The sequence below is a fragment of the Leisingera sp. M523 genome (assembly GCF_025141335.1).
In the GTDB taxonomy this organism is placed as follows: domain Bacteria; phylum Pseudomonadota; class Alphaproteobacteria; order Rhodobacterales; family Rhodobacteraceae; genus Leisingera.
In genome coordinates this window covers 1566214-1587744 of sequence record NZ_CP081036.1, presented here as the reverse complement: position 1 = coordinate 1587744, position 21531 = coordinate 1566214, and the positions used below count along the sequence as shown (strand labels likewise).

Genomic DNA, 21531 nt, shown 5'->3' with positions numbered 1-21531 from the left:
TGCTGCGTGGCATTTTTGCGTTCCATGGGCGGATTTTTACGCGGCGGAAACCCCGCGGCAGAATAACACTATTCAGCCGGGTCAAAACCGGGTATCAATTGGTTTAACACTAAACTATCTAGCCTGCAGGGGGAGTCGACCACCATGGCCGCTAGGAAAAGCGCAAAGAAACCAAACGTTTCTGCCGAAGAGCTGACGAAACACTACCGCGAAATGCTGCTGATCCGCCGATTCGAGGAAAAATCGGGTCAGCTTTACGGCATGGGTCTGATCGGCGGCTTCTGCCACCTCTACATCGGCCAGGAAGCGGTTGTTGTCGGGCTTGAGGCCGCAGCCGAGGAAGGCGACAAGCGCGTCACCTCCTACCGCGACCACGGCCACATGCTGGCCTGCGGCATGGACCCGGACGGCGTCATGGCCGAACTGACCGGGCGCGAAGGCGGCTATTCCAAGGGCAAGGGCGGCTCCATGCATATGTTCTCGAAAGAGAAGCATTTCTATGGCGGCCACGGCATCGTCGGAGCCCAGGTGCCGCTCGGCGCCGGTCTCGCATTTGCCGACAAATACAAGGGCAACGGCCGCGTGACATTTGCCTATTTCGGCGATGGTGCTGCCAACCAGGGCCAGGTCTACGAGACCTTCAACATGGCCGCCCTGTGGAAACTGCCGGTGGTTTTCGTGATCGAGAACAACCAATACGCCATGGGCACCTCGCAGCAGCGCTCCACCTCCAGCGCCGAAATCTGGGAACGCGGCAAGGCGTTCGGCATTCCGGGTGAAGCGGTGGACGGCATGAACGTGCTGTCCGTCAAAGAGGCCGGCGAGCGCGCCGTCTCCCACTGCCGCAGCGGCGACGGCCCCTATATCCTGGAAGTCAAAACCTACCGCTACCGCGGCCACTCGATGTCGGATCCGGCAAAATACCGCACCCGCGAAGAGGTCCAGAAAATGCGCGAGGAGCGCGACCCGATCGAGCAGGTCCGCGAGATGCTGCTGACCGGCAAACACGCAACCGAGGACGACCTCAAGGCGATCGACAAGGAGATCAAGGAGATCGTCTCCAAGTCCGCAGATTTCGCCAAGGAAAGCCCGGAACCCGCGCTGGACGAGCTTTGGACCGACATCTATGCGGACGACGTCCCGCAGGAGGCCAGTGCCTGATGCCGCATTTCGAAATCCACGCAACGGATGTTGAGGCCGCAAAGGCCTTTTACAGCGGTCTGTTCGGCTGGCAGTTTGAGCCGATGCCGGGCGGCGAAGATATGGCGTATCACCTGATCGAAGGCGCCGATATCGGCATGGCCCATGGCGTGACCGGCGGCCTGATGAAACGTATGGGCGATGCCCCTGCCGCCGGCAGCCCGGTCCGCGGCGGCACCATGACCTTTGAAGTCGGCGACTGTGACGAGCGCTACAACTGGGCGCTTGGCAACGGCGGCGCCGAGGCGCTGCCGCCCCAGGACTACCCCGGCATTGGCCGCTGCGCCTATGTTGAGGACGGTCAAGGCAACATCGTCGGAATGATCACTCCTGCGGAGAGCAACTGATATGGCAACCGAAATTCTTATGCCCGCCCTGTCGCCGACCATGGAAGAAGGCACGCTGGCCAAATGGCTGGTCAAGGAAGGCGATACCGTGAACTCCGGCGATATCATGGCCGAGATCGAAACCGACAAGGCCACGATGGAGTTCGAAGCTGTTGACGAAGGCATCGTCGGCAAGATCCTGATCGGTGAAGGCACCGAGGGCGTCAAGGTGAACACGCCCATCGCGGTGCTGGTCGAGGACGGCGAGAGCTACGACGCGTCCGCCGCGCCGGCATCCGCCGCAGCCAGCGAAGCGCCGGCGGCCGAGGCACCTGCGGCGCCCGCAGCCCCCGCCGCTGCTGCCGCGCCTGCGCCGGTCGCCTCTGTGACACTGGAACCGGACTATCCGGAGGGCACCGAAATGGTGCAAACCACGGTCCGCGAAGCCCTGCGCGACGCCATGGCCGAGGAAATGCGCCGCGACGAAGACGTGTTCCTGATGGGCGAGGAAGTCGCCGAATATCAGGGCGCCTACAAAATCTCCCAGGGTCTGTTGGATGAATTCGGCGCCAAGCGGGTGATCGACACGCCGATCACCGAACACGGCTTTGCCGGCATCGCCACCGGTGCCGCCTTTGGCGGGTTGCGCCCGATTGTCGAGTTCATGACCTTCAACTTCGCCATGCAGGCGATTGACCACATCATCAACTCGGCGGCCAAGACGCTTTATATGTCCGGCGGCCAGATGGGCGCCCCGATGGTGTTCCGCGGCCCCAATGGTGCGGCCGCCCGCGTCGGCGCCCAGCACTCCCAGGACTATGCCGCCTGGTACATGCAGATCCCCGGCCTGAAAGTGGTGATGCCCTACTCGGCATCTGACGCCAAGGGTCTGATGAAAACCGCGATCCGCGACAACAACCCGGTGATCTTCCTCGAGAACGAGATCCTTTATGGCCGCGCCTTCGACGTGCCCAAGCTGGATGATTACACCGTCCCCTTCGGCAAGGCCCGAATCTGGCGGGAAGGCACCGATGCCACCATCGTTTCCTTTGGCATCGGCATGACTTATGCGCTGGAAGCGGCTGATAAACTTGCAGAAGACGGCATCTCAGCCGAGGTCATAGACCTGCGCACCATCCGCCCGATGGACCTGCCCACGGTGATCGCATCCGTGCAGAAGACAAACCGTTTGGTCACCGTTGAGGAAGGCTGGCCGCAGGGTTCGGTCGGCAGCTACATCGCCTCGGAAGTGATGCAACAGGCCTTCGATTACCTCGATGCGCCGATCATCACCTGCACCGGCAAGGACGTGCCCATGCCCTATGCAGCCAATCTCGAACGCCACGCGCTGATCACCACGGATGAGGTGGTCGCAGCCGTGAAGCAAGTGACCTACCGGTAAGGAGCCTCAAGATGCCCACTGAAATCCTGATGCCCGCGCTGTCCCCCACCATGGAGGAAGGCACCCTTGCCAAATGGCTGGTCAAGGAAGGCGACACTGTCTCCTCCGGCGACCTGCTGGCCGAGATCGAAACCGACAAGGCCACCATGGAGTTCGAAGCCGTGGACGAAGGCGTGGTCGGCAAGATCCTGGTACCCGAAGGCTCTGAAGGCGTGAAGGTCAACACGCCAATTGCGGTGCTGCTGGAAGACGGCGAAAGCGCTGATGATATTGGTTCCGTCCCGGCAGCAGCCGCGGCGCCTGCCACTGCCGCAGCAGAGCCGGGGCCCGCTGCCGCACCCTCTCCTGCCGCGGCCTCGCCAGCCCCGGCAGCCCCCGCTGCGTCTGATGGCAGCCGGATCTTCGCGTCACCGCTGGCGCGCCGCATTGCCGCGGACAAGGGCCTGGACCTGAGCCAGATTAAGGGCTCCGGCCCCAAAGGCCGCATCGTCAAGGCCGACGTGGTGGACGCCAAGCCGCAAGCAGCCGCTGCCCCGAAAGCAGACGCTGCACCCGCCGCCACAGCCCCGGCTGCCGCAGCACCGGCAACCGGCGCTTCGGCAGACATGGTCGCCCGCATGTACGAGGGCCGCGACTTCGAAGAGGTCAAACTGGACGGCATGCGCAAAACCATCGCCGCCCGCCTCACCGAGGCCAAGCAGACGGTGCCGCATTTCTACCTGCGCCGCGATATCCAGCTGGATGCGCTGCTGAAATTCCGCGGCGATCTGAACAAACAGCTTGAGAGCCGCGGTGTGAAGCTTTCGGTCAACGACTTCATCATCAAGGCCTGCGCCCTGGCGCTGCAATCGGTGCCGGATGCCAATGCTGTCTGGGCCGGCGACCGGGTGCTCAAGATGAAAGCCTCGGATGTGGCGGTTGCCGTCGCCATCGAAGGCGGCCTGTTCACCCCGGTTCTGCAGGACAGCGACATGAAGTCGCTCTCTGCGCTGTCAACCGAGATGAAGGACCTGGCCAAACGCGCCCGCGACCGCAAGCTTGCGCCGCATGAATACCAGGGCGGCTCCTTTGCGATCTCCAATCTCGGCATGTTCGGCATCGACAATTTCGACGCCATCGTGAACCCGCCGCATGCCGGCATCCTGGCGGTTGGCGCCGGCGTTAAAAAGCCCATCGTCGGCAAAGACGGCGAACTGGCGGTGGCCACCGTAATGTCTGTCACGCTGTCCGTGGACCACCGGGTGATCGACGGCGCCCTTGGCGCGGAACTTCTGAACGCGATCAAGGACAACCTAGAAAACCCGATGGTGATGCTGGCCTGATCCGCCATCCCAGGAACACGTAAAAAGCCCCGGTCGAAACCGGGGCTTTTTCTTTGCCTCAAGGCACGCGGCCAAGCAGCTGAACACAAACGGAAAAAGGAGCGGCCCCGCTCCCTTTCACCTTTTCAAAAATACTCACCTGCGCAACACCCGCCGCGCCCGCGCCATCAGCGGCGGCGCGCTAACCTCTCAATACTGATAGCCGGGCGTCGAGGCCGACAGCGCCGCCTCATCCGCGTCCATCTCCGCCGCGATGCCGTCAAACAGCGGCGTCGACAGATAGCGCTCACCAGTATCCGGAAGCATCGCCAGCAGAACGGAACCTTCCGGCGCGCTTTCCGCCACCTTGATTGCCGCCGCCAGGCTGGCACCGCCGGAAATGCCGGTCAGGATCCCTTCCTCCGCCGCCAGCCGCTTGGACCAAGCAATGCTCTCGTCGCCGCTTACCGGCTCCAGCATATCGAAATAGCCCTTGTCCAGCGCCTCCTGCAGCACCAGCGGGATAAAATCCGGGGTCCAGCCCTGAATGGGATGCGGATTAAACGCCGGATGCGTCGCCGCCGGCTCGCCCTCATCATTGCGCGCCTGCGCTTCACCCGACTGCACCAATGCCGCATTGGCCGGCTCGCCGAGGGTGATCTTCAGATCCGGCCGCGCGCCCTTCAGCACCCGTCCCAGGCCTGTGACCGTGCCGCCGGTGCCATAGCCCAGCACCACATGATCCAGCCGCTGCCCGTCAAAATCCCCTAGGATCTCCCGCGCAGTTGTGCTCTCATGGATGTCGGCATTGTCCTTGGTCTCAAACTGATGCGCCAGGAACCAGCCGTTTGCTTCGGCCAGCTCCTTAGCCTTCACCACCATGCCGACGGCCTTGTCCTCCTTGCGGGTCAGCACCACTTTGGCGCCCAGCATCCGCATCAGCCGCCGCCGCTCGACGGAAAACCCGTCGTGCATGGTGATCACCAAAGGATAGCCCTTGGCGGCGCAGACCATCGCAAGGCCAATCCCGGTATTGCCGCTGGTCGCCTCGACTACGGTCTGCCCCGGTGCCAGCCGGCCCTCGCGCTCAGCAGCCTCAATGATGTTCAGCGCCAGCCGGTCCTTCACCGATCCCGCCGGATTGAACGCCTCAAACTTCACATACATCTGCACATGATCCGGTGCGATCCGGTTCAGCCGGATGGCCGGCGTGTCACCCACGGTTTCCAGGATCGACCCATACAAACGGCCGCGGCCTTCGGTTGTGTAAATCATCGTCTTTCCCCCGTTCCTGTCGTCTCAGTTTGCAATTGCTTCCAAAACATATGCCCATCACCGCCCCTGTGATCAAGGAAAGACCGCCGCAGCCATGCAAGGAAAGACTGGTGTTCAAAGCGTTGCAGCCGAAGCAGAACCAGATGCTCAGCCAGCGCCCAAGCGCAGACGGAAACAAGGCTGGAAAGCCTGAGAAAAGAAGCGCGATCCCAGTCCCTTACCCCACAAGTCCGGCCATCAAAAAAGGGGCGCCAAACGCCCCTTCATCTTTCTTACAAATACTCAAATTCTGTGGCCAGAGCCGGGTGCCTCACTCCGCAGCAGGGGACCCCGCCGGCACCACCTGATCCATATTGACCGAAGGCTGATCACAGCCCGCTTCGCCAACGATCCTGGCCGGCACACCCGCCACCGTGGTGCAGGGCGGAACCTCCTGCAACACCACCGACCCGGCAGCAATCCGGCTGCAATGGCCGACCTTGATGTTGCCCAGCACCTTGGCCCCGGCACCGATCAGCACGCCATCGCCAATTTTCGGGTGGCGGTCCTGCTCTTCTTTGCCGGTGCCGCCCAGGGTCACCGAATGCAGCATCGACACATTGTCGCCCACCACCGCGGTCTCGCCGATCACAATGGAGTGGGCATGGTCGATCATGATCCCCTTGCCGATGCGAGCGCCGGGGTGGATGTCGATGCCGAAAATCTCCGAGGTGCGCATCTGAAAGAAATAGGCCAGATCCTTTTGCCCCTGCTCCATCAGATAATGGCTGACCCGGTAGGCCTGTACCGCCTGGAACCCCTTGAAATACAGGATCGGCTGCAGCAGCCGGTGGCTGGCCGGGTCACGCTCGTTGATCGCCATCAGGTCGGCACGGGCCGCCTCGACCAGTTCCGGGCAGTCCGCATAGGCGTCATCGACAATTTCCCGCAGGATTGTCATCGACATCTCGTTTGAGGACAGCTTGGCGGCAATCCGGTAGGACAGCGCTTTTTCCAGCGTCTTGTGGTGCAGGATACAGGCATGGACCAGGCCGCCCATCAGCGGCTGGGTGGCAACGGCCTCCTCAGCTTCGCGGGTGATGCGGTCCCATACGGGATCCACCGGAGTAACGGCTTGCTGTGTTTTTGCCATGGGTCAACGTCCTTTCTCCGCTCAGACTACCCATCTAAGGGGGAATGCAGCAAACGCAAACCCGTGATGAGGCATATTTTTGAAATGAATGAGTCGGATCAGGCGCATCTGAAACAGCAGATCACCGCCCGGCTGGCGCTGGAGCCGGCGGCGCTCAACTGTATCAGATGCGCTTCGGGGTGACAGGCTTTTGCGCCCGGAATCAAGCCGCAAGCGCCGGACGAGCGCCTGCCCTTAGTCGCAATACACCCGCGCCGCCGCCAGGCGGCGCTGCGCCCAACGGCTGGCCGGGCAGGTTCCCTGCATGGATCAGCGGGCGGGAGCGCTCCGCTCCGCGTCCATCGCAGCCGCCAGTTCCCGCAGCACCAGCCGGGTGCAGCTGAGGTAATCCGGATCATCCAGAAACGGCTCGCCGGCCAGTGCGAACCGCCGGGCTGCCGCACTCAGAGACCCATCGCCCCAGCGCGGATGCAGACGGCCCATCCGGCGGCAATGCGCCGCCGCCTCCGCCGCGCCGCCTAAGATACGGCGGCACAGGTGCAGCCGTTCGTTCTCCGGCACCGCCAGCAGCGCCCGTGCAACGGCAGACACATCCCCCGGCAGCACCGGAAGCCTCATCCCAGCACATGTTTGGCCGCAGGTCCGGCGCCGAACCGAGCGGAGCGCTGCGCGATTTCCAGACTGTCACCCGGCTGCACCCCGTCCGCCGATTGCAGTGCCGCCGGATAGGTCCAGCCCCGCGTTCCGGAAATCTCCTCCCGCAGCACCGTGGTCCCGCGCATCACCCGGATGCGGTAGGATTCGATATCTTCGCCCAGCGGCACCTCCTCCAGCTCCCAGCTGTCACCCTCAATCCGCGTCCGGCGCACCCAAGAAGCCGTAATGTCCGCCCCCAAGCCGCCTGCCAGCCGCAAATGCACCGGCGCATAGGGGCGCAGGCCAACGCCCTCAAACGCCTCCTGCAGATGCAGATAAGACGGATCCTCCAGCGCCCGCCGCGCCGGGCCGATCCGGTAATGCCGCAGCCGGCGCCGCTGTTCCGGCGCCAGTTCCATCTGCACCGGCGTTCCGTCCAGCAGCACCACAAATGATCCCGTAGGCCAGACCTCAGGCATCAGCGCATCCGTGCCCTGCTGTCCGCGCAACCGGCCGCGCAACAGATACGTCTGCGGCGCAATCAGCTCTGCCTCGCGGAACTGGAACAGCTCCCAGTTTCCGGATGTGCCGTCCCCGATGGCCGCCGCGTTGCCCCCATTCAGCACGGCCTCCGCCGCTCGGCTTTCCAGCGAGCCGGAGATCAGCCTGACCTGCAGATCCGCCCCCAAATCCCAGCGCCCAGAGCCGGCGGCGAACAGCGGCGATTGTGTCACCCCGACCACCTGCCGCGCCGCAACCACCTGTTCCAGCGCATAATTTTCATCCGCCCCGGAGCCATAAACCGCAACGCTGCCGGGCCAGGCCTGCGCGGTCAGCGCCAGATGCGGCGCATGCGGCACCTCATCCCCGCGCATCAGGGGCAGATCCATGAACAACGGCAGCACCGGTCCAGGGGCGGCAAAGGCATTGACGCCCGGCAGCTCTTCGGCCACCGCAGCCAGATCATAGACGCCGGGTTCGATCCGAACCGCCTCCACCATCTGCGCCTCGGCCTGCTCCACCCGGTCGATCCGGTACAGCTGGTCACCGCCTTCCACCGGCAGGGAGACCACATCCCCCGCCCCCAGATGCAGCATCGAGGGCGGCAGCGAAAACCGCGCCGCATCGCGCGAAATCCGCGCCTCGGCCAGCCAGCGGCTGACCACTTGGCGCGCCTCGGCACGGGTCAGCGCCAGCGGCAGTTCGTTCTGGCTGACACTATGCGTTTCCTCATCCGGCAGCACTGCCTCAACCGAGCCGGCAGCATGGTCGCCGCCCCATTCGGTGAACCGCAGCCGCACCCGGCCCGCCAGTTCCGCCTCGCTGGCGCGGGCCAGCTCCAGGCTGCCGTCCATCTCGTCATTCTCGGCCAACTGCGCCAGCGCCAGCGCCTCGGCGCCTGTCCCTTTGCGCATCCGGAACTTCAGCAGCCCGTCACGCTCCACCGCATCAAACCCGTGCCGCAGCATCAGGGGCTGCAGCACCGTGCGCGCGTCGCTGACATCCGGGTTCGCAAACCCATGCACCACGCCGTAAAGACCAGTGACATCAATGTCATACAGACCGGAGCGGTGGCAGACCTCCTCCACCACCGATCCCAGTGTCCGCTGCCCGGCGCGGCCGTTCAGCCAATGACCGCGCAGGTAGTTTTCGCCGTCGTTCCAGATTTCAATGCGGCTGGGAAAGGCCGGAAACGGCCGCGCATCCCAGGCCCAGACATAGGCGTTGGCCATGTCCAGCATCCGCCCCTCATATTCCTCAGACACCGGGTTGTTGGCGGCCTCCCCCCAATAGCCCAGAAACGCCCGCAAATAGGCGATCTGCATCAGGTCGTCTCGCAAGCCGTTGGAATAGCGAGGCAGTTTTGATTCCGAGCTTTTCGGATCCAGAAATTTATTCGGCTGATTGGTGCCCTTGTCGATCGCCGCACAGCCCAGTTCGGTGAACCAGACCGGTTTTGATTGCGGCACCCATTCGGTCGCCACCGCCTGCCGCACCCCGCCGATCCGCTCGTGATGCTCGCTTGCCCACCAGCTGCGGATATCCTTATAGCGCCACACCCAAGGCTCATCATGGGCGCCGTCGGTGATCGGGGTGCGGATCTGCGCTTCGCGGGCTTCCGGTGAGTGGTAATACCAGTCAAACCCCTCACCGCCCTCGACATTGCTGCGCAGATAATCCGGGTCATAGATCGCCGGCACGCCGGATTGTGCGTCCAGATGGTCCTCGCCCTCGCGCCAGTCGCTGAGCGGCATGTAATTGTCGATGCCGATGAAGTCGATGTTCGCATCCGCCCACAGCGGGTCGAGGTGGAAATAGCGGTCGCCACCGGGCGATTGATAGCCCCAGTATTCCGACCAGTCGGCGGCATAGCCGATTTTGGTCTCCGCCCCCAAAAGCGCGCGCACCTCTGCTGCCAATGCCTTCAGCGCCGCAACTGCGGGAAAGCCGCTGGCACCGCGGATCTGCGTCAGCGCCCGCATTTCCGAGCTGATGCAAAACGCTTCCACTCCGCCCGCCGCCGCACACAGCGCTGCATTATGCAGGATGAAGCGCGACAGGCTCCATTCCTGCGGCCCGGTATAGGTGACAGTACCGTCGCCCACAGTGAAATCCGCCGCCGTGACAGTGCCAATAAACGCCGCCACCTCAGCCTCTGCTGCCGCGGTACCATCGGGAGAGCCAGGCTGCCCCGGTGCCGCTGACAGTGTGATCCGCCCGCGCCAGGGCAAATGCGGCTGGCTGGCCGCCCCGGTCCAGGGATCGGTCAACGTGTTGTCCTCGGCCTGATCCATCAGGATGAAAGGGTAAAACATCACCCGCAGGCCGCGCGCCTGCATCTCCCGGATCGACTGGACCACCGAGGCATCCGCCGGGGTGCCGCCATAGAGCGGTTCACCGTCCTGTTTCAGCACCTCCTCAGCACCCGCGCGGGTCACGCCGCTGACGGACCAGGGCATGCTGCCCTCGGCGTGCTTATGCTCCACCTTGGGCTTCAGCGAACACTCACCGCAACGCAAATCCCCACCGAACCACGACACAATCAACGAGGCCGCACCGCAGGCCGGCAGCTCAGCCTCCAGCGCATTCAGCGAGGTCTTGAGATCACTGAGGCCGGAGGGAGTATGCTCATTGGCCGGCTTGGCATCCCCCGGCCCGCCGGAATACTGCACTACATCCGATGCCAGCGCGTATTCGCCGGTGCCGGGCATCAGCGCTACCCCCTGCACCAGCCGGCCCAGATCCTGCGTATGGCTGCTGCTGGCGGGCTGTTCAGGGCGCAGCACATCAAATGAAAACTGCGGCACCCGATTGCCAAAACGCCCAAGGTCCAGGTTTTCCATCACCACATAAGCGGTGCCGCGGTAGGCGGGCACCTGCCCCGCACCTTCTACCGCTTCCATCACCGGATCGGCCAGTTGGTCCATGCTGCCGGTGTAGACGGTCATGTTCAGATCCTTGGGCGCCACTTCCTCGCCATCGGCCCAGACGCGGGACACATGCGCGACCTCGCCCTCGCACAGCGCAATCGCCAGCGAGACGGAATAGCTGTAGCTGGTCACCTGCGGCTGGCTGGGCCGTCCCTTGCCACCGCCGCCGCTGGTGGTGGAGGCTGTTTCCAGAAACCGTGAGGTCCAGATCACCTGTCCGCCCAGCCGCATCCGGCCATAGACCTGCGTCACTGGCGTGCCTTCACTGGCCTGGGTCAGGCGGAAACGGTCGATCTTGCCCGTCTCCACCGGGTCGGCGCCGCTGCCCAGCAGCCGCTCGTCGATCACCCGGCCCAAAGTCGCGCCCACCGCGCGGCCAATCACCGCCGAGGACAGCCCCGCCACGGTGCCGCCGATTGTGCCGCCAATCGCAGCACCGGCGGCAGAAAGAAGAATGGTTGCCATCAGATCAGCTCCTTTGGGAATTGAAACCGCGCCACGATGCGGCGCTGCCAGGGCGGGCTCAGCGAGCTTTCGACCACCCCATGGCCCGCATAGGCGTGGATGAAGGCGGGGCCTGGTTTGAGAGCGCCCCGCACGCCAGCCCTCAATTCTGATACGGACGACTGCACCCCCAAATGCTTGGCCACCGAGCCATCGCGCATCCGGAACAGGATCACATCGCCGGCGGCGGCCTCAGACAAAGGTCTCGCCATCAAATGCCGCGCCGCGGCCCGCCATAGCGCCTCAGCCCCCTGCGGTTCGGACCAGTCCATGGTATAGGCGGGCGGCGCCTCGGGTTCGGCCCCGTACAGTTCCCGCCACAGGCCCCGGATCAGGCCCAGACAATCGCAGCCCGCACCTTTGCAGGCGGCTTGATGCACATAAGGCGTGCCGATCCAGCCACGGGCGGCCTGAACCACCCTGCTCATCGTCTGCTGCCCCCGGTGTTCATGCCGGACTGGCGCGGCACCGCCATCACCCAGTCCTCGCCGGGGATGTCCGGGAATCCCTGGAAATTCACCAAATTGTTGAACTTCAGCCGGCAGGTCTCCATGCGCTTGTCGCAACCGGCCTCCAGCCGGACGGTATCCCCCGGTGCCACTGCCGCACGGATCGGTTCCCACAGGGTGATCCGGCGCCCGCCGGCCTTGGTCTGATCCGCCTTCACGGCGCCCCACAGTCCCGCAGCCGCACCGCTTAGCACCGTCAACCGCCCGCCGGCGAACCATTCCGGTTCAAACCCCGGCAGCGCGTCCCAGTGGAACACCTCGTTGCGCTCAACTGCGACGGTTTGCAGCTCAACCGCGTAGCCGGGCGTCTCCAGATCAAAGCGGCAGGCCGCATCGCTCAGAACCGCCGTGCAAGGTTTCTGATAGATCCGCCCCAGCGGCTGGTTCAGCAGCTCCGTCAGCCCGCGCAGCTCAGCCTCGAACGCACCGCCCGCACGGCGGATCTCGCCGATCGAACCGCGGAACTGCAGCCAGCGCATTGAGACATTCTGCCAGTTCACCAGCCAGCAGCGTACCTCAGCACCGTCAAAACGTCCTGCCTCAATGTCCACCTCGCGCACGGCGGCGTCGCTTAAAACCCCCAGCGCTTCGGTGTTGTCGACAGACAGACCGGTGGCCTGGCTCACGGCCCGTGCCGTCAGCCCGCTGCCTGGCTGAAAGCGCAACCCGTCAAAGCTCAGCACACAGTCGTGATCGGTGAACCCCAGCACCGTGCCATCACGCCGTTCCAGCGCCCAGGCCCGGCAGAGCGTGGTGACGCCGGTCTGAAGATGGGCCTGCAATGCGTTGGAAAGACAGCTCATACCCGGACCTCCACCACCGGCACCGCCGGCGCCTCACCCGCTTGGAACGACGCCACGCTGGTCTGGATGCCAGTGGTATCAAAGCGCACCGGCACGTCGAATTCAAAGCCGGCGTTGATGCTAAGGCCGACCTCGGGCGGATGCGCCAGCGTGATCAACCCGGTGGCGGTGTCCAACTGGTAATCCACGCTTTCACGCAGCTCATCCTGTTCGATGCCGATCCGCACAGAACCCGCTACCGGTTTGGCAATCGGGCGCTGATAGGTGAACTCCCCCGACCGGTAGGTCTTGGCCAGCTGGAACGTTACGGTGCTGCCGTCGCCGGTGGCAATCACCTGATCGCGGAAATCCGCCTCGGCGCTGGGCCGGGCTGATTTGTAGTCGCTCCAGTCCTTCCAGCGAAAGCCGTACAGCTGCCCTTGGCGGGCTTCGAAGAAGGCGATCAGGGTTTCGATATCCTCCAGCGCGCGCAGGCCCAGACCGGCATCATAACGGCGGCGGGAGTGCGCCCAGGGGGTGTTGCGTTCTTCAAACCCGTTAGCAAGCGTCACCACATCGGTGCGCCGTTCAGGCCCGCCGACCGAGCCGAAGCTGAGCGAAGCAGGAAAGCGGACTTCGTGGAAATTCATCTTGTTACCCTCCGTAGTTAACGGTTGCGCCCGCCGCGTGACAACGCGCGGGACAGCTGTGCGGCGATCTGGCTGCGGCTGCGTTCAAAGCCTTTGACGTCGGGGGTGGAGACATTCATCACCACATTGACCCCGCCGCCGCCCTGGCTGCGCACCCCAAGCGACCCGTCAGCGCCGCGGGTCAGCGGCAGGATCGCCTCCGGCCCCGCTTCGCCCATCAGCCCGGTCGCGCCGCGCATCGGGAATGCGGTTGGTCCGGTGACAACGCCGCCCTTAGCAAACGGCATCACCTTGCCCTGGCTGAAGGCGGCGCCATCGGCAAAAGGCAGGATGTTTCCGATCAGCGAGGTGAGGCCGTCAGTCAGCAACCCGCCGGCATGGTTCATCACCGGTTTCATGGCCGCGTTGTAGGTGGTGCGGATCATCGAGCGTGCCAGCGTGTCCATCGACTCCGACAGGCTGTCGCCGTCAAAAACCAGCCCGTCAAAAGCACGCCGCAAGCCCTTGGAAAGACTGCGGTCCAATATCTGCGCGTCGCGGCCGGTTTCGGAAAACCCTTCCTTCACACGGCCCAGCGTTTCTGCAAAGGCAGCAGCCATTCCAGAGGCACCGTCCAGCGCTTCTCCCAAAGCTTCGCCTTGCAATTCCAGTTCTGCCATTGATGACGAGTCAGCCATCTGTTGTCTCCTTTTCCTGAGGGCCCGGGACGTCGGGGAAGTCCTGCATCAGCGCCGCCAGCCGGTCCCGGCCAAGCGGCTGCGGTGCTGCGGCCTCGCCCAGCATCAGCCGCAGCTCTGCCGGGGTCAGTTGCCAGAAGTCGCGCGGCAGCAACTTGAGGCCTGCCATGCCGGCGCGCATCAGGGCAGGCCAGTCGAGCGCGATCATTTGCCTTCCGGCACAGCAAAGCTGCGCACCAGCAGCTCTGCCGCCACCCGCGCCGCCTGCATGGGACCGCCGGTAATGGCGGCCGATGCCAGGTCATCACGGCTAAGGTCATGCCCGCCGCCCTCAAGGCCGGCCGCCAGCAGCGCCAGCACGTCGCGGGCGGAAAACCGGCCCTGCTCAAACCGCTGCACCAGATCCACCAGCGCGCCTTCCTCCAGCGCGGCCTCCAGCCCTGCCAGCGCGCCAAGAGTCAGCTTCAGCGCGTAAGGTGTTCCATTTACGAGCAATTCCGCTTCACCTGCGTGCGGGTTCACCATTGATCAAACCGCTGCAAAGCTGAGCTGACCGGCACTGGCCAGCGACAGCTCATAGGTCGCTTCGCCGTTGTGGCTGCCGGCATATTCAAGCGCAGTCACCTGAAAACTGCCCTGCACGATGCCGAAATCCGGGATGATCACCTGGAATTCCGGCGTCAGCCCTTCGAAAAACAACTGCCGGGCGCGTTCATCCGTTGCCTCGTCCCGGAAGATGCCGGAACCGGAGATACTCGCCGAGCGCACGCCAGCACCAGCCAGCAACTCTCGCCAGCCGCCCTGGCTTTCAAGGCTGGTCACATCGACGCTTTCGGCGTTGAAACTGATCCGCGTGGCGCGAAGGCCAGCGATGGTCTCAAACAGGCCTGCGCCGTTCATGTCCACTTTGACCAAAAGGTCCTTGCCGTTTTGAACTGTCATGGGTTTTCTCCCGGTATTTCAATTGATTTTAAGGGTGTCCTGATATTCAGACGTCATCCACCCGCGCCCGGAACCGCAGGGTGATCTGGCGGCCGCCGGTGTTCAGCCGTTCCGCCTTGGCCCGGTCGAACCAGAGGCCGGTCAACTGGCCGCGGGTCAGTGGTACCGAGGCGCCAACCAGTGCGTCGCAGACCGCCGCGGCGGTGGCCTTGGCGCCCGCAAAACCGGCGGTGTCGGTGGTGACGGTGATGAAGAACCGGTGCTCGGCGCCGCCCGCGGATTTGTCGGAACGGTCCAGCACCTCCTCTGATCCCAATGCCACATAGGTCTGCGGCAAGGGGCCTGCAGGGATCGCGTCATAGATCGCGCCGCCGACCAGAGCGGTGAGGCCCGCGTCGCCGGTCAGATGGGTGTAGACGGCGGATTGCAGCCCGCCTGCGATGGCATAGGTCATCCGCTCACCTCCTCAACCGCGAAACACGTCAGGTAGCGGGCATCTGGATCAGATTCTGCAATTGCATCAATACGGTAGATCCTGTTGCTGTCGCGGAATCGTTGATCCGGGCGGGGCCGGGATGCAAAGCCTTCGGGTGTTGCACGCAGGGTGATCCGGTATTTCTGCAATGACAGGCTGTCCCCGCTCAGACGCCCGGTGAGCGACTTCACCTCAGCCCAAAGGGTGCCAAGCGCCACCCAGGTCTCGGTAAAGCCGCCGGCGCTGTCGGCCTCACGCTGGGGGTCTTCCAGCACCAGCTTGCGGGTGAGTTTCGGAGGGATTTTCATACCAGGCCTCCCAATGTCAGCCGCAGGCTGCGGTAGCGTTCGATCAGACTGGTCACGCCAAAGGGCATGCAGCCGCCGTGCAGGCCGGTGTCGGCCCGGTATTCGTAGTAATGCGCGGCCAGCAGCATCACCGCCTGACCCAGATCGGCGGGTAAGCCGCCCCAGTCCGCGGCCATGCCAGCCTGCAGGGAAATCCGCGCCAGACCGCCGGTTGGAATGGCCGGCAGCAGGCTGCCTGCCGGGCACAAACGCGGGCGCTGGCTGTCGCGCTCCAGGTGATAAAGGGAGGCATCCAGAACCGTTTCGGTACCGCCGGCGTCGCGTATTGCAACGCCGGTCACCGATTGCACCGGGGCGATGGGCAGGATCATCCGGGCGCGGTCGCGCCAGTGGCGGATCTCCAGCTCGAATTCACGTGTTATCAGCGCCTTGCCGGTCCTGGCTTCGATCGCGGCCAGGGCGGCGCGCAGAAAGCCAAACAGCACCTCATCCTGCAGACTGTCCTCGCCAAAGCCGGTGCCCAGACGCAAATGCGCCTTGAACTGGGCCAGCGGCAGGGCGGCCTCGGGCACGGGTGTCACTTCGCTCAGCATCATCATCTCACTCCTGCGGGCCTTCCCCTGCTGCGGCCCTGATCTGCTGTCCGGGTGGGGTTCGGCGGGCATGCACCATCCCTTGCCGCTCGGACGGAGGGGAGCAGCTGGACGGCAAAAGACTGTAGGGTGCATGCCCGCCGGCGGACCGGTCTGCCGGTCCGCCATCAGCGCAAAGCGTTAGCTCGCGCCGAATTTCATCAGCTTGATCGCAGCAAAGTCGCTGACGTCGCCGCCGACCCGCTTGGTCGCGTAAAACAGCACATGCGGCTTGGCGCTGAAGGGATCGCGCAGCACCCGCAGATCCGGGCGTTCGGCAATCGTGTAACCGGCGCGGAAATCGCCGAATGCAATCGGGTAGCTGTTGGCGGCCGGATCCGGCATGTCCTCGGCGATCAGCACCGGGTAGCCCATCAGGCGTGCGGGCTCACCCGCGGCCAGGCCGTCGGACCACAGAAAGCGGCCATCGGCGTCTTTCAGTTTCCGCAGCATCCCCGCAGTCTTGGAATTCAGAATGAAGGTGGCATTGGCGCGGTATTCCGCCCCCAGCGCATAGACCAGGTCGATGATCGCGTCGCCGTTGCCGATTTCGCCGTCCACGCCGGTCGCCTTGTAGCCGATGCTGCCCCAGCTCCAGATGTCGTTTTCAGCCACGGTGTAGTCAAGGAAACCGCGGGGCTTGTCGACGCCGTCGCCGTTGATAAAGGCGTCGGCCTCGGACCGGGAGAACTTGTCGGCGATGCGGCCGGCCAGCCAGCCCTCGATATCAAAAGCGCTGTCATCCAACAGCCGCTGCGACGCCTTGGGCAGCGCGCTGAGTTCGTGCAGCGGGATCGAGATGCGGTCGATAGTGCCGGTGGAGGTCTCTGCCGCCGGGCCGGTTTCATTGGCCCAGCCGGCCCCCATTTCGCTGTGGTCGATCAGCACGTCATATGACGATGCCTCCACATGCACCACAGAGGCCACGGCGCGGATCGAGGCGGAGGCGTTCAACACCGCCTTGACGGTTTCTGAGGTCTGCGGATCGACCAGATAGCCGCCGTCGCCGCCCACGGCAGTGGACATCGCCTTGCCCTCCAGTTCCAGCCCGCGCAGGCTGTCGTCGTCGCCGCTGCGCAGGTAGGCGTTGAACGCCTTTTGATGCGGCGCGCCCGCGTCCTGGCTGGCTGCCAGATGGGGGCGGTTCTGAGAGATTGTCTTTCGGTCCAGCATGTTCACTCGCTCTTCTGCCTGTTTCAGCCTTGATTGCACGTCGTTCTGAAAGCCCTTGAATTCATGAAGAAAGCCGGTGACGGCCTGTTTCACTTCATGCGCCAGGGGCGCTGTGTCCCCGGAGATGTCCGGGAGGTCTTGGTTGCTCATGATTGTTGTCCTGCCTTGAGGTCACTGGTGATCTGGCGCAGGCCTGTGGCCAGTGCGCGCAATGCGTCTGCCTCGGCATCCAGGGCGGAGGATTTGCCCGCCACCCGCGCCGCGGGCAGCATCGGGAAGGTGACCAGCGACACCTCCCACAGCTCCACCTCGGTCAATTGGCGGATGCCGTCCTGACCACGGCCGGATTTCACGGTTCGATAGCCGATTGACAGGCCGTCGATGGCGCCGGCCCCGATTAGTGCGGCGGCCTCGGCCCCCTTGGGAGTGGCGGTCAGGATGCGGCCCTTGACGTAAAGCCCGCGCTTGTCCTCGCGCACCTCGTCCCAGACGCCGATGGGTTGCGCCGGGTCGTGCTGCCACAGCATCTTGACGGTGCGGCCCTGATCCTGAAGCGCCTTGAGGGACGCGGTATAGGCGCCGCGCACCACCACATCGCCGCCCTGATCGGTCTGGCCGAACAGGCTGGCGTAGCCGCTGATTTCTGTTGCGTCCTTCAGCGAGAGATCCTCGCCGAAGCGTGCGAATTTATGTTCAAGCCGGGGTGGTCCCTGCATGATATTTGCCTCGCAAGTTGTTGTTGTTACGGCAATTGAACCGTCAAGAAGGACTGAAAGGCCTGCGCCAGGATCACCGCGGCAACGCCATAGACAGTGAGCCAGAGGCGTTTCTCCAGCCGTTCCATCATTTGTTCGATCCGGTCGAGACGGCGGTTCACAGCCTCGTTCTGGATCTGGGCGACCCGCTCATGGGCGGACAGGCGCAGTCCCGGTGAACAATCAAATGCGTGCATCGGGTGCTCAGTCATCCTGTCCGCCCCCCGCTTGCGGCGCGGCGGGGGCTTCTGCGGGCAAACCCAGCAGCTGCCGCTTTTCCGCGGTGCTGAGGAAATCCGCGCCAGACACCCGGCGCCACTGCGCCTCGCGCTCGGCCGCCAAGGCGGGCAATTGATCAAGGTCGGGTTTCAGGGTCAGGACCTCGCCGGTCCAGCCGGTCAGCCAATCGGCCAGCGCGGCGGTGACCTTGGAGACCAGGGGCAGCACGGTCAGCCGGTAAAAGGCGCGGTGGGCCTCTTGGTAGTTGGCGTAGGTTGCATCGCCGGGAATGCCGAGCAGCATCGGCGGCACCCCGAAGGCCAGCGCAATCTCGCGGGCGGCGGTGTCCTTGGTTTTCTGGAATTCCATGTCGGAGGGTGAGAAACCCATTGGCTTCCAGTCCAGACCGCCTTCCAGAACCATCGGACGGCCGGCATTTTTGGCACCCTGAAAGTTTGATTGAATCTCGTCACTTAGGATGCGGAATTGTTCCTCGGACATGCGGCCATGGCCATCCGAGCCTTTCCAGACCAGCGCACCGGAGGGACGGGCTGCGTTGTCCAGCAGCGCCTTGGACCAGCGGGAGGCGGCGTTGTGCACATCTATCGCCATTGCCGCCGATTGCAGCGATGACAGGCCATAGTGGTCGTCCTGCGGGTGGAAGCTTTTGATATGGCAGATCGGGGATTGGGCAGGATCGTTGGCAAAGCGGTGCTTGCGCCCGCCCACAACATAGTCAAAACCCGCGGGCCAACCGTCCGGCCCCGGCACCACGTTCATCCGGTCGGAGCGCAGCACATGCAGCTCTGCCGGGGCGCTGTCCTCTGCCGTGACCGCCTCAATATAGGCGTTGCCGGACAGCAGGAGATGGCCATACAGCGCTTCCAGCAGTTCGGCCTGGCCCTGCGCCGGGTTGGGGCGGGCCAGAAGCGCCAGCCAGGGGTGGCTGTCATAGCGCTGGCGGCTGTCCTGCAGCACCAGCGGCACCGCGGCGGCGGCCTCGGCGATCATACGGATCACCCGGTGGCCGACCGGATTGCCGGCAAAACCGCTGCGGGTCAGGGAGACGCTGTCGCGCGGACTCCAGGCGGTGCGGCCTGCGCCCTGCCAGGAGACCACGCGGGCGGTCTGGCTGGCCTTCTGTTCCAGGGCGGTTTCCGGGGTTTCGGGCTTGTTGCGCCGCAGCAGGTCAAAGACCATTGTCCGCTCCTCATGGTTGCTGTTTGGGGCGCTCTGTGCCGGAGGGCCCGTTGCGCCTTTGCTGAGGATGATTAATGACAGAGAGGCCTGAAGATTTGGCCAGCGGTGCGTACGCAGGGGGCGCAACACCTTGATGTAACCCATTGTAAAAAATAAAAATGGCAGCGTTGCACGCTGCCATTCCCTGGCCCTTCATTTCCGCAGTTCCCCCAGCCTGCGGCGGGGCTGTGTCTATAAGACCCGCACCTGCGGCAGCTGCAGTTTCGCCGCTGGATGAATGATCAGCTCATGCAGGGCCCAGACCAGCGCATCCAGCCGGTCGGGCGAGCCGCTGCCGCGGTAACCTTGCGGGGTCATCAGGCACATCTGATCCTCCAGCTCTCCCAGCCCCGGCAAGTGTTTGACGCGGCCTTGCTCATACAGCGCGGCAGCCGGTTCGGCGCGGGCGGACTTGCCTTTGCTTGCGTGCAAGGCGCGGAACGGCACCATGGGGTCGGCCTGGCGCAGCACGGTCTCCACCAAGGCACCGCCCTGGTTGACCTCGGCCACAACCCGGTCGGCGCCATGGATATTGCGGGCGGCAATTGCGGCCTGGGCCCAGGCCAGCGGCCCGACGCCCTGCACGGTGCAATCCGCCAGAACATAGGCGCGCCAGTCCTGCGGCGGGCCTTGGGTGACAGCACCGGCCACTACAATGCCGCAGGCGTCCGAGGATTTCCCCGAACTGACCGCTGGATCCACCGCCACCACCACCCGGTCGAGCGGCGGAGCCTCTGCCACCTGTGCAGCGACCAGCGCGGCGTTTGTCCAGAGCGCCCCCTGCACATCGGTCAGCATTACCCCGTCCAGCTCCTGCCGCCCCAGACGGGTGCCGGCATAACGCGCACGCACCTCCTCCAGGAAGGACGGTGCGAGGTTGGCACGGTTGGCCTCGGTCGCGGCGTGGGTCTGCACCGTGCTGGGGGCGGCCAGAAGCCGTTTCAGCACCGGCGCATTGCGCGGTGTGGTGGTGACACAGACGCGCGGGTCCTGGCCCAGCCGCAAGGCAAACTGCAGCATGTCCCAGCACTCCTGCCCCTTTTTCCACTTGGCCAGCTCATCCGCCCAGGCGGCATCGAATTGCGGTCCGCGCAGGGCCTCGGGGTCGTGTGCGGAAAACGCCTGCGCCTCGGCGCCGTTGGGCCAGATCAGCTTGCGTTCGGAGGCTTTCCATTTGGGCCGCCGGTCGGGCGGCGAGCAGGCCAGGATACCGCTGTCGCCATGGATCATCACGTCGCGCACCTGGTCATAGGTTTCCGCCACCAGCGCAATGCGGCGGGCGGTGCCGGGATCGTGCGGGCGCGGCCCTTCGGCAAGGGTGCGGATCCATTCGGCCCCTGCCCTTGTCTTGCCGGCCCCGCGGCCGCCCAGGATCACCCAGGCACGCCAGCCGCCCGGCGGCGGCCGCTGGTGGTCCAGCGCCCAGATGTCAAAGAGATGCGGCAGCGCGCAGAGCGACTTGCGGTCCAGCTCATTCAAGAACCAGTTCTGGAGCGAGAGCGGAACGCAGGCCAGAAAGTCCGCGCTCGACAGCAGCGCGTGCTGCGACGAGATCGAGTTCATGTTCGGATTTGAGCATGCGGGCGAATTCGGTGCTTTGTTCTGCAAGGAGTCTCTCCACTTTCTGGCAATCGCGGATCAGCTGTTCCAGTTTGCTGATCTGGCTTTTGGCGCCGGTCACTTCATCGGCGCCTTCCGCGTCGAGCTGCGCGCGCAGCTCCTCTGCCTCGTTGCGCAAGCGGTGGATGCTCTCCTGCAGGGATCGCAGGAGATCGGCGGTGTAATGCACCTGCCGCGTCAGCACAGCGGCGCCGTCCTGGTCTGTTGGGTGATCTGTCATGAATTTGTCTGCCTCATGCGTTTTTTGTCCGCACAAGAGAAAGAACGGCGGCCACCGGCGGAGGAGTCCGGGGCCGTCCATGTTTCTTCCAGCTGCAATGCAACCTATACGGTATTATATCGG

At 64.3% G+C, this 21531-nt stretch carries 24 protein-coding genes; 4 read left to right on the top strand and 20 right to left on the bottom strand.

From position 1 onward, the window contains the following. The first annotated feature begins 144 nt into the window (after positions 1-144). From pdhA to K3557_RS07890, 4 genes are read left to right on the top strand one after another with little or no spacing between them, the layout of a single operon-like run. Positions 145-1161, top strand: a complete 1017-nt coding sequence (gene pdhA, locus K3557_RS07905) for a pyruvate dehydrogenase (acetyl-transferring) E1 component subunit alpha (protein WP_259991967.1) — start codon at positions 145-147, stop codon at positions 1159-1161. Next, positions 1161-1547, top strand: coding sequence for a VOC family protein (locus K3557_RS07900; protein WP_259998950.1), 387 nt, complete (start codon positions 1161-1163; stop codon positions 1545-1547). Before pdhA ends, K3557_RS07900 begins: the two co-directional genes overlap by 1 nt. A gap of 1 nt (position 1548) precedes the next feature. Next, positions 1549-2928 carry a pyruvate dehydrogenase complex E1 component subunit beta gene (locus K3557_RS07895; protein ID WP_259991964.1) on the top strand — a complete coding sequence of 460 codons (1380 nt, stop codon included), beginning with the start codon at positions 1549-1551 and terminating at the stop codon, positions 2926-2928. An 11-nt stretch (positions 2929-2939) separates the two neighbouring features. Then, a complete protein-coding gene (locus K3557_RS07890) occupies positions 2940-4250 on the top strand; it encodes a pyruvate dehydrogenase complex dihydrolipoamide acetyltransferase (RefSeq protein WP_259998949.1) in 1311 nt (436 codons plus the stop codon). Between the two features lie 189 nt (positions 4251-4439). On the opposite strand, the gene cysK is transcribed toward K3557_RS07890, so the two are convergent. The 20 genes from cysK to K3557_RS07790 form a co-directional block, all read right to left on the bottom strand. Then, positions 4440-5504 carry a cysteine synthase A gene (gene cysK / locus K3557_RS07885; RefSeq protein WP_259998948.1) on the bottom strand — a complete coding sequence of 355 codons (1065 nt, stop codon included), beginning with the start codon at positions 5502-5504 and terminating at the stop codon, positions 4440-4442. 310 nt (positions 5505-5814) lie between these two features. Continuing rightward, positions 5815-6636 carry a serine O-acetyltransferase gene (cysE, locus tag K3557_RS07880; RefSeq protein ID WP_259991958.1) on the bottom strand — a complete coding sequence of 274 codons (822 nt, stop codon included), beginning with the start codon at positions 6634-6636 and terminating at the stop codon, positions 5815-5817. 309 nt (positions 6637-6945) lie between these two features. Further along, complete coding sequence (locus K3557_RS07875; protein WP_259998947.1) at positions 6946-7254, bottom strand: hypothetical protein; 309 nt, start codon at positions 7252-7254, stop codon at positions 6946-6948. Beyond that, a complete protein-coding gene (locus tag K3557_RS07870; RefSeq protein WP_259998946.1) occupies positions 7251-11168 on the bottom strand; it encodes a glycoside hydrolase/phage tail family protein in 3918 nt (1305 codons plus the stop codon). Before K3557_RS07870 ends, K3557_RS07875 begins: the two co-directional genes overlap by 4 nt. Continuing rightward, on the bottom strand, positions 11168-11635 hold the full coding sequence (locus tag K3557_RS07865; RefSeq protein ID WP_259998945.1) for an NlpC/P60 family protein: 468 nt from the start codon (positions 11633-11635) through the stop codon (positions 11168-11170). The genes K3557_RS07870 and K3557_RS07865 overlap by 1 nt, the downstream gene beginning before the upstream one ends. Then, positions 11632-12519, bottom strand: coding sequence for a DUF2163 domain-containing protein (locus tag K3557_RS07860; RefSeq protein ID WP_259998944.1), 888 nt, complete (start codon positions 12517-12519; stop codon positions 11632-11634). The genes K3557_RS07865 and K3557_RS07860 overlap by 4 nt, the downstream gene beginning before the upstream one ends. Beyond that, positions 12516-13148, bottom strand: coding sequence for a DUF2460 domain-containing protein (locus K3557_RS07855; protein ID WP_259998943.1), 633 nt, complete (start codon positions 13146-13148; stop codon positions 12516-12518). Before K3557_RS07855 ends, K3557_RS07860 begins: the two co-directional genes overlap by 4 nt. A gap of 17 nt (positions 13149-13165) precedes the next feature. Continuing rightward, positions 13166-13825 carry a phage tail tape measure protein gene (locus K3557_RS07850; RefSeq protein ID WP_134829938.1) on the bottom strand — a complete coding sequence of 220 codons (660 nt, stop codon included), beginning with the start codon at positions 13823-13825 and terminating at the stop codon, positions 13166-13168. Continuing rightward, the gene (locus K3557_RS07845) at positions 13818-14033 is read right to left on the bottom strand and encodes a rcc01693 family protein (RefSeq protein WP_259998942.1); all 216 of its coding nucleotides are present in this window, start codon (positions 14031-14033) and stop codon (positions 13818-13820) included. The genes K3557_RS07850 and K3557_RS07845 overlap by 8 nt, the downstream gene beginning before the upstream one ends. Continuing rightward, complete coding sequence (locus K3557_RS07840) at positions 14030-14350, bottom strand: gene transfer agent family protein (protein ID WP_259998941.1); 321 nt, start codon at positions 14348-14350, stop codon at positions 14030-14032. The genes K3557_RS07845 and K3557_RS07840 overlap by 4 nt, the downstream gene beginning before the upstream one ends. A 3-nt stretch (positions 14351-14353) precedes the next feature. Continuing rightward, positions 14354-14767: a phage major tail protein, TP901-1 family gene (locus K3557_RS07835; RefSeq protein WP_259991941.1), complete on the bottom strand. Its 414-nt coding sequence runs from the start codon at positions 14765-14767 to the stop codon at positions 14354-14356. A gap of 46 nt (positions 14768-14813) precedes the next feature. After that, entirely contained in the window at positions 14814-15221 is a 408-nt protein-coding gene (locus K3557_RS07830; protein WP_259998940.1) for a DUF3168 domain-containing protein, read from the bottom strand. Next, complete coding sequence (locus tag K3557_RS07825) at positions 15218-15550, bottom strand: head-tail adaptor protein (RefSeq protein ID WP_259998939.1); 333 nt, start codon at positions 15548-15550, stop codon at positions 15218-15220. The genes K3557_RS07830 and K3557_RS07825 overlap by 4 nt, the downstream gene beginning before the upstream one ends. Continuing rightward, a complete protein-coding gene (locus K3557_RS07820; protein WP_259998938.1) occupies positions 15547-16146 on the bottom strand; it encodes a head-tail connector protein in 600 nt (199 codons plus the stop codon). The genes K3557_RS07825 and K3557_RS07820 overlap by 4 nt, the downstream gene beginning before the upstream one ends. Before the next feature lie 177 nt (positions 16147-16323). Beyond that, the gene (locus tag K3557_RS07815) at positions 16324-17505 is read right to left on the bottom strand and encodes a phage major capsid protein (RefSeq protein ID WP_259991937.1); all 1182 of its coding nucleotides are present in this window, start codon (positions 17503-17505) and stop codon (positions 16324-16326) included. After that, positions 17502-18071, bottom strand: a complete 570-nt coding sequence (locus K3557_RS07810; RefSeq protein ID WP_259998937.1) for an HK97 family phage prohead protease — start codon at positions 18069-18071, stop codon at positions 17502-17504. Before K3557_RS07810 ends, K3557_RS07815 begins: the two co-directional genes overlap by 4 nt. A gap of 26 nt (positions 18072-18097) precedes the next feature. Beyond that, the gene (locus K3557_RS07805; RefSeq protein WP_027259106.1) at positions 18098-18322 is read right to left on the bottom strand and encodes a hypothetical protein; all 225 of its coding nucleotides are present in this window, start codon (positions 18320-18322) and stop codon (positions 18098-18100) included. Next, positions 18315-19529: a phage portal protein gene (locus tag K3557_RS07800; protein WP_259998936.1), complete on the bottom strand. Its 1215-nt coding sequence runs from the start codon at positions 19527-19529 to the stop codon at positions 18315-18317. Before K3557_RS07800 ends, K3557_RS07805 begins: the two co-directional genes overlap by 8 nt. A gap of 231 nt (positions 19530-19760) precedes the next feature. Then, positions 19761-21047 (bottom strand): DNA-packaging protein, encoded by a 1287-nt coding sequence (locus K3557_RS07795; RefSeq protein ID WP_259999575.1) that lies wholly within the window; start codon positions 21045-21047, stop codon positions 19761-19763. Then, positions 21040-21489 carry a hypothetical protein gene (locus K3557_RS07790; protein ID WP_259998935.1) on the bottom strand — a complete coding sequence of 150 codons (450 nt, stop codon included), beginning with the start codon at positions 21487-21489 and terminating at the stop codon, positions 21040-21042. The genes K3557_RS07795 and K3557_RS07790 overlap by 8 nt, the downstream gene beginning before the upstream one ends. Positions 21490-21531: the final 42 nt, after the last annotated feature.

Excerpts from the sequence above, each read along its gene's own strand:
- K3557_RS07875 (WP_259998947.1), bottom strand. The coding sequence starts at position 7,254 with ATGAGGCTTCCGGTGCTGCCGGGGGATGTGTCTGCCGTTGCACGGGCG.
- K3557_RS07830 (WP_259998940.1), bottom strand. The coding sequence starts at position 15,221 with ATGACCTATGCCATCGCAGGCGGGCTGCAATCCGCCGTCTACACCCAT.
- K3557_RS07810 (WP_259998937.1), bottom strand. The coding sequence starts at position 18,071 with ATGCAGGGACCACCCCGGCTTGAACATAAATTCGCACGCTTCGGCGAG.
- K3557_RS07855 (WP_259998943.1), bottom strand. The coding sequence starts at position 13,148 with ATGAATTTCCACGAAGTCCGCTTTCCTGCTTCGCTCAGCTTCGGCTCG.
- K3557_RS07820 (WP_259998938.1), bottom strand. The coding sequence starts at position 16,146 with ATGATGCTGAGCGAAGTGACACCCGTGCCCGAGGCCGCCCTGCCGCTG.
- cysK (WP_259998948.1), bottom strand. The coding sequence starts at position 5,504 with ATGATTTACACAACCGAAGGCCGCGGCCGTTTGTATGGGTCGATCCTG.
- K3557_RS07865 (WP_259998945.1), bottom strand. The coding sequence starts at position 11,635 with ATGAGCAGGGTGGTTCAGGCCGCCCGTGGCTGGATCGGCACGCCTTAT.
- cysE (WP_259991958.1), bottom strand. The coding sequence starts at position 6,636 with ATGGCAAAAACACAGCAAGCCGTTACTCCGGTGGATCCCGTATGGGAC.
- pdhA (WP_259991967.1), top strand. The coding sequence starts at position 145 with ATGGCCGCTAGGAAAAGCGCAAAGAAACCAAACGTTTCTGCCGAAGAG.
- K3557_RS07840 (WP_259998941.1), bottom strand. The coding sequence starts at position 14,350 with ATGGTGAACCCGCACGCAGGTGAAGCGGAATTGCTCGTAAATGGAACA.
- K3557_RS07900 (WP_259998950.1), top strand. The coding sequence starts at position 1,161 with ATGCCGCATTTCGAAATCCACGCAACGGATGTTGAGGCCGCAAAGGCC.
- K3557_RS07815 (WP_259991937.1), bottom strand. The coding sequence starts at position 17,505 with ATGAGCAACCAAGACCTCCCGGACATCTCCGGGGACACAGCGCCCCTG.
- K3557_RS07850 (WP_134829938.1), bottom strand. The coding sequence starts at position 13,825 with ATGGCTGACTCGTCATCAATGGCAGAACTGGAATTGCAAGGCGAAGCT.
- K3557_RS07890 (WP_259998949.1), top strand. The coding sequence starts at position 2,940 with ATGCCCACTGAAATCCTGATGCCCGCGCTGTCCCCCACCATGGAGGAA.
- K3557_RS07845 (WP_259998942.1), bottom strand. The coding sequence starts at position 14,033 with ATGATCGCGCTCGACTGGCCTGCCCTGATGCGCGCCGGCATGGCAGGC.
- K3557_RS07805 (WP_027259106.1), bottom strand. The coding sequence starts at position 18,322 with ATGACTGAGCACCCGATGCACGCATTTGATTGTTCACCGGGACTGCGC.
- K3557_RS07895 (WP_259991964.1), top strand. The coding sequence starts at position 1,549 with ATGGCAACCGAAATTCTTATGCCCGCCCTGTCGCCGACCATGGAAGAA.
- K3557_RS07860 (WP_259998944.1), bottom strand. The coding sequence starts at position 12,519 with ATGAGCTGTCTTTCCAACGCATTGCAGGCCCATCTTCAGACCGGCGTC.
- K3557_RS07825 (WP_259998939.1), bottom strand. The coding sequence starts at position 15,550 with ATGAAAATCCCTCCGAAACTCACCCGCAAGCTGGTGCTGGAAGACCCC.
- K3557_RS07800 (WP_259998936.1), bottom strand. The coding sequence starts at position 19,529 with ATGGTCTTTGACCTGCTGCGGCGCAACAAGCCCGAAACCCCGGAAACC.
- K3557_RS07835 (WP_259991941.1), bottom strand. The coding sequence starts at position 14,767 with ATGACAGTTCAAAACGGCAAGGACCTTTTGGTCAAAGTGGACATGAAC.
- K3557_RS07790 (WP_259998935.1), bottom strand. The coding sequence starts at position 21,489 with ATGGACGGCCCCGGACTCCTCCGCCGGTGGCCGCCGTTCTTTCTCTTG.
- K3557_RS07870 (WP_259998946.1), bottom strand. The coding sequence starts at position 11,168 with ATGGCAACCATTCTTCTTTCTGCCGCCGGTGCTGCGATTGGCGGCACA.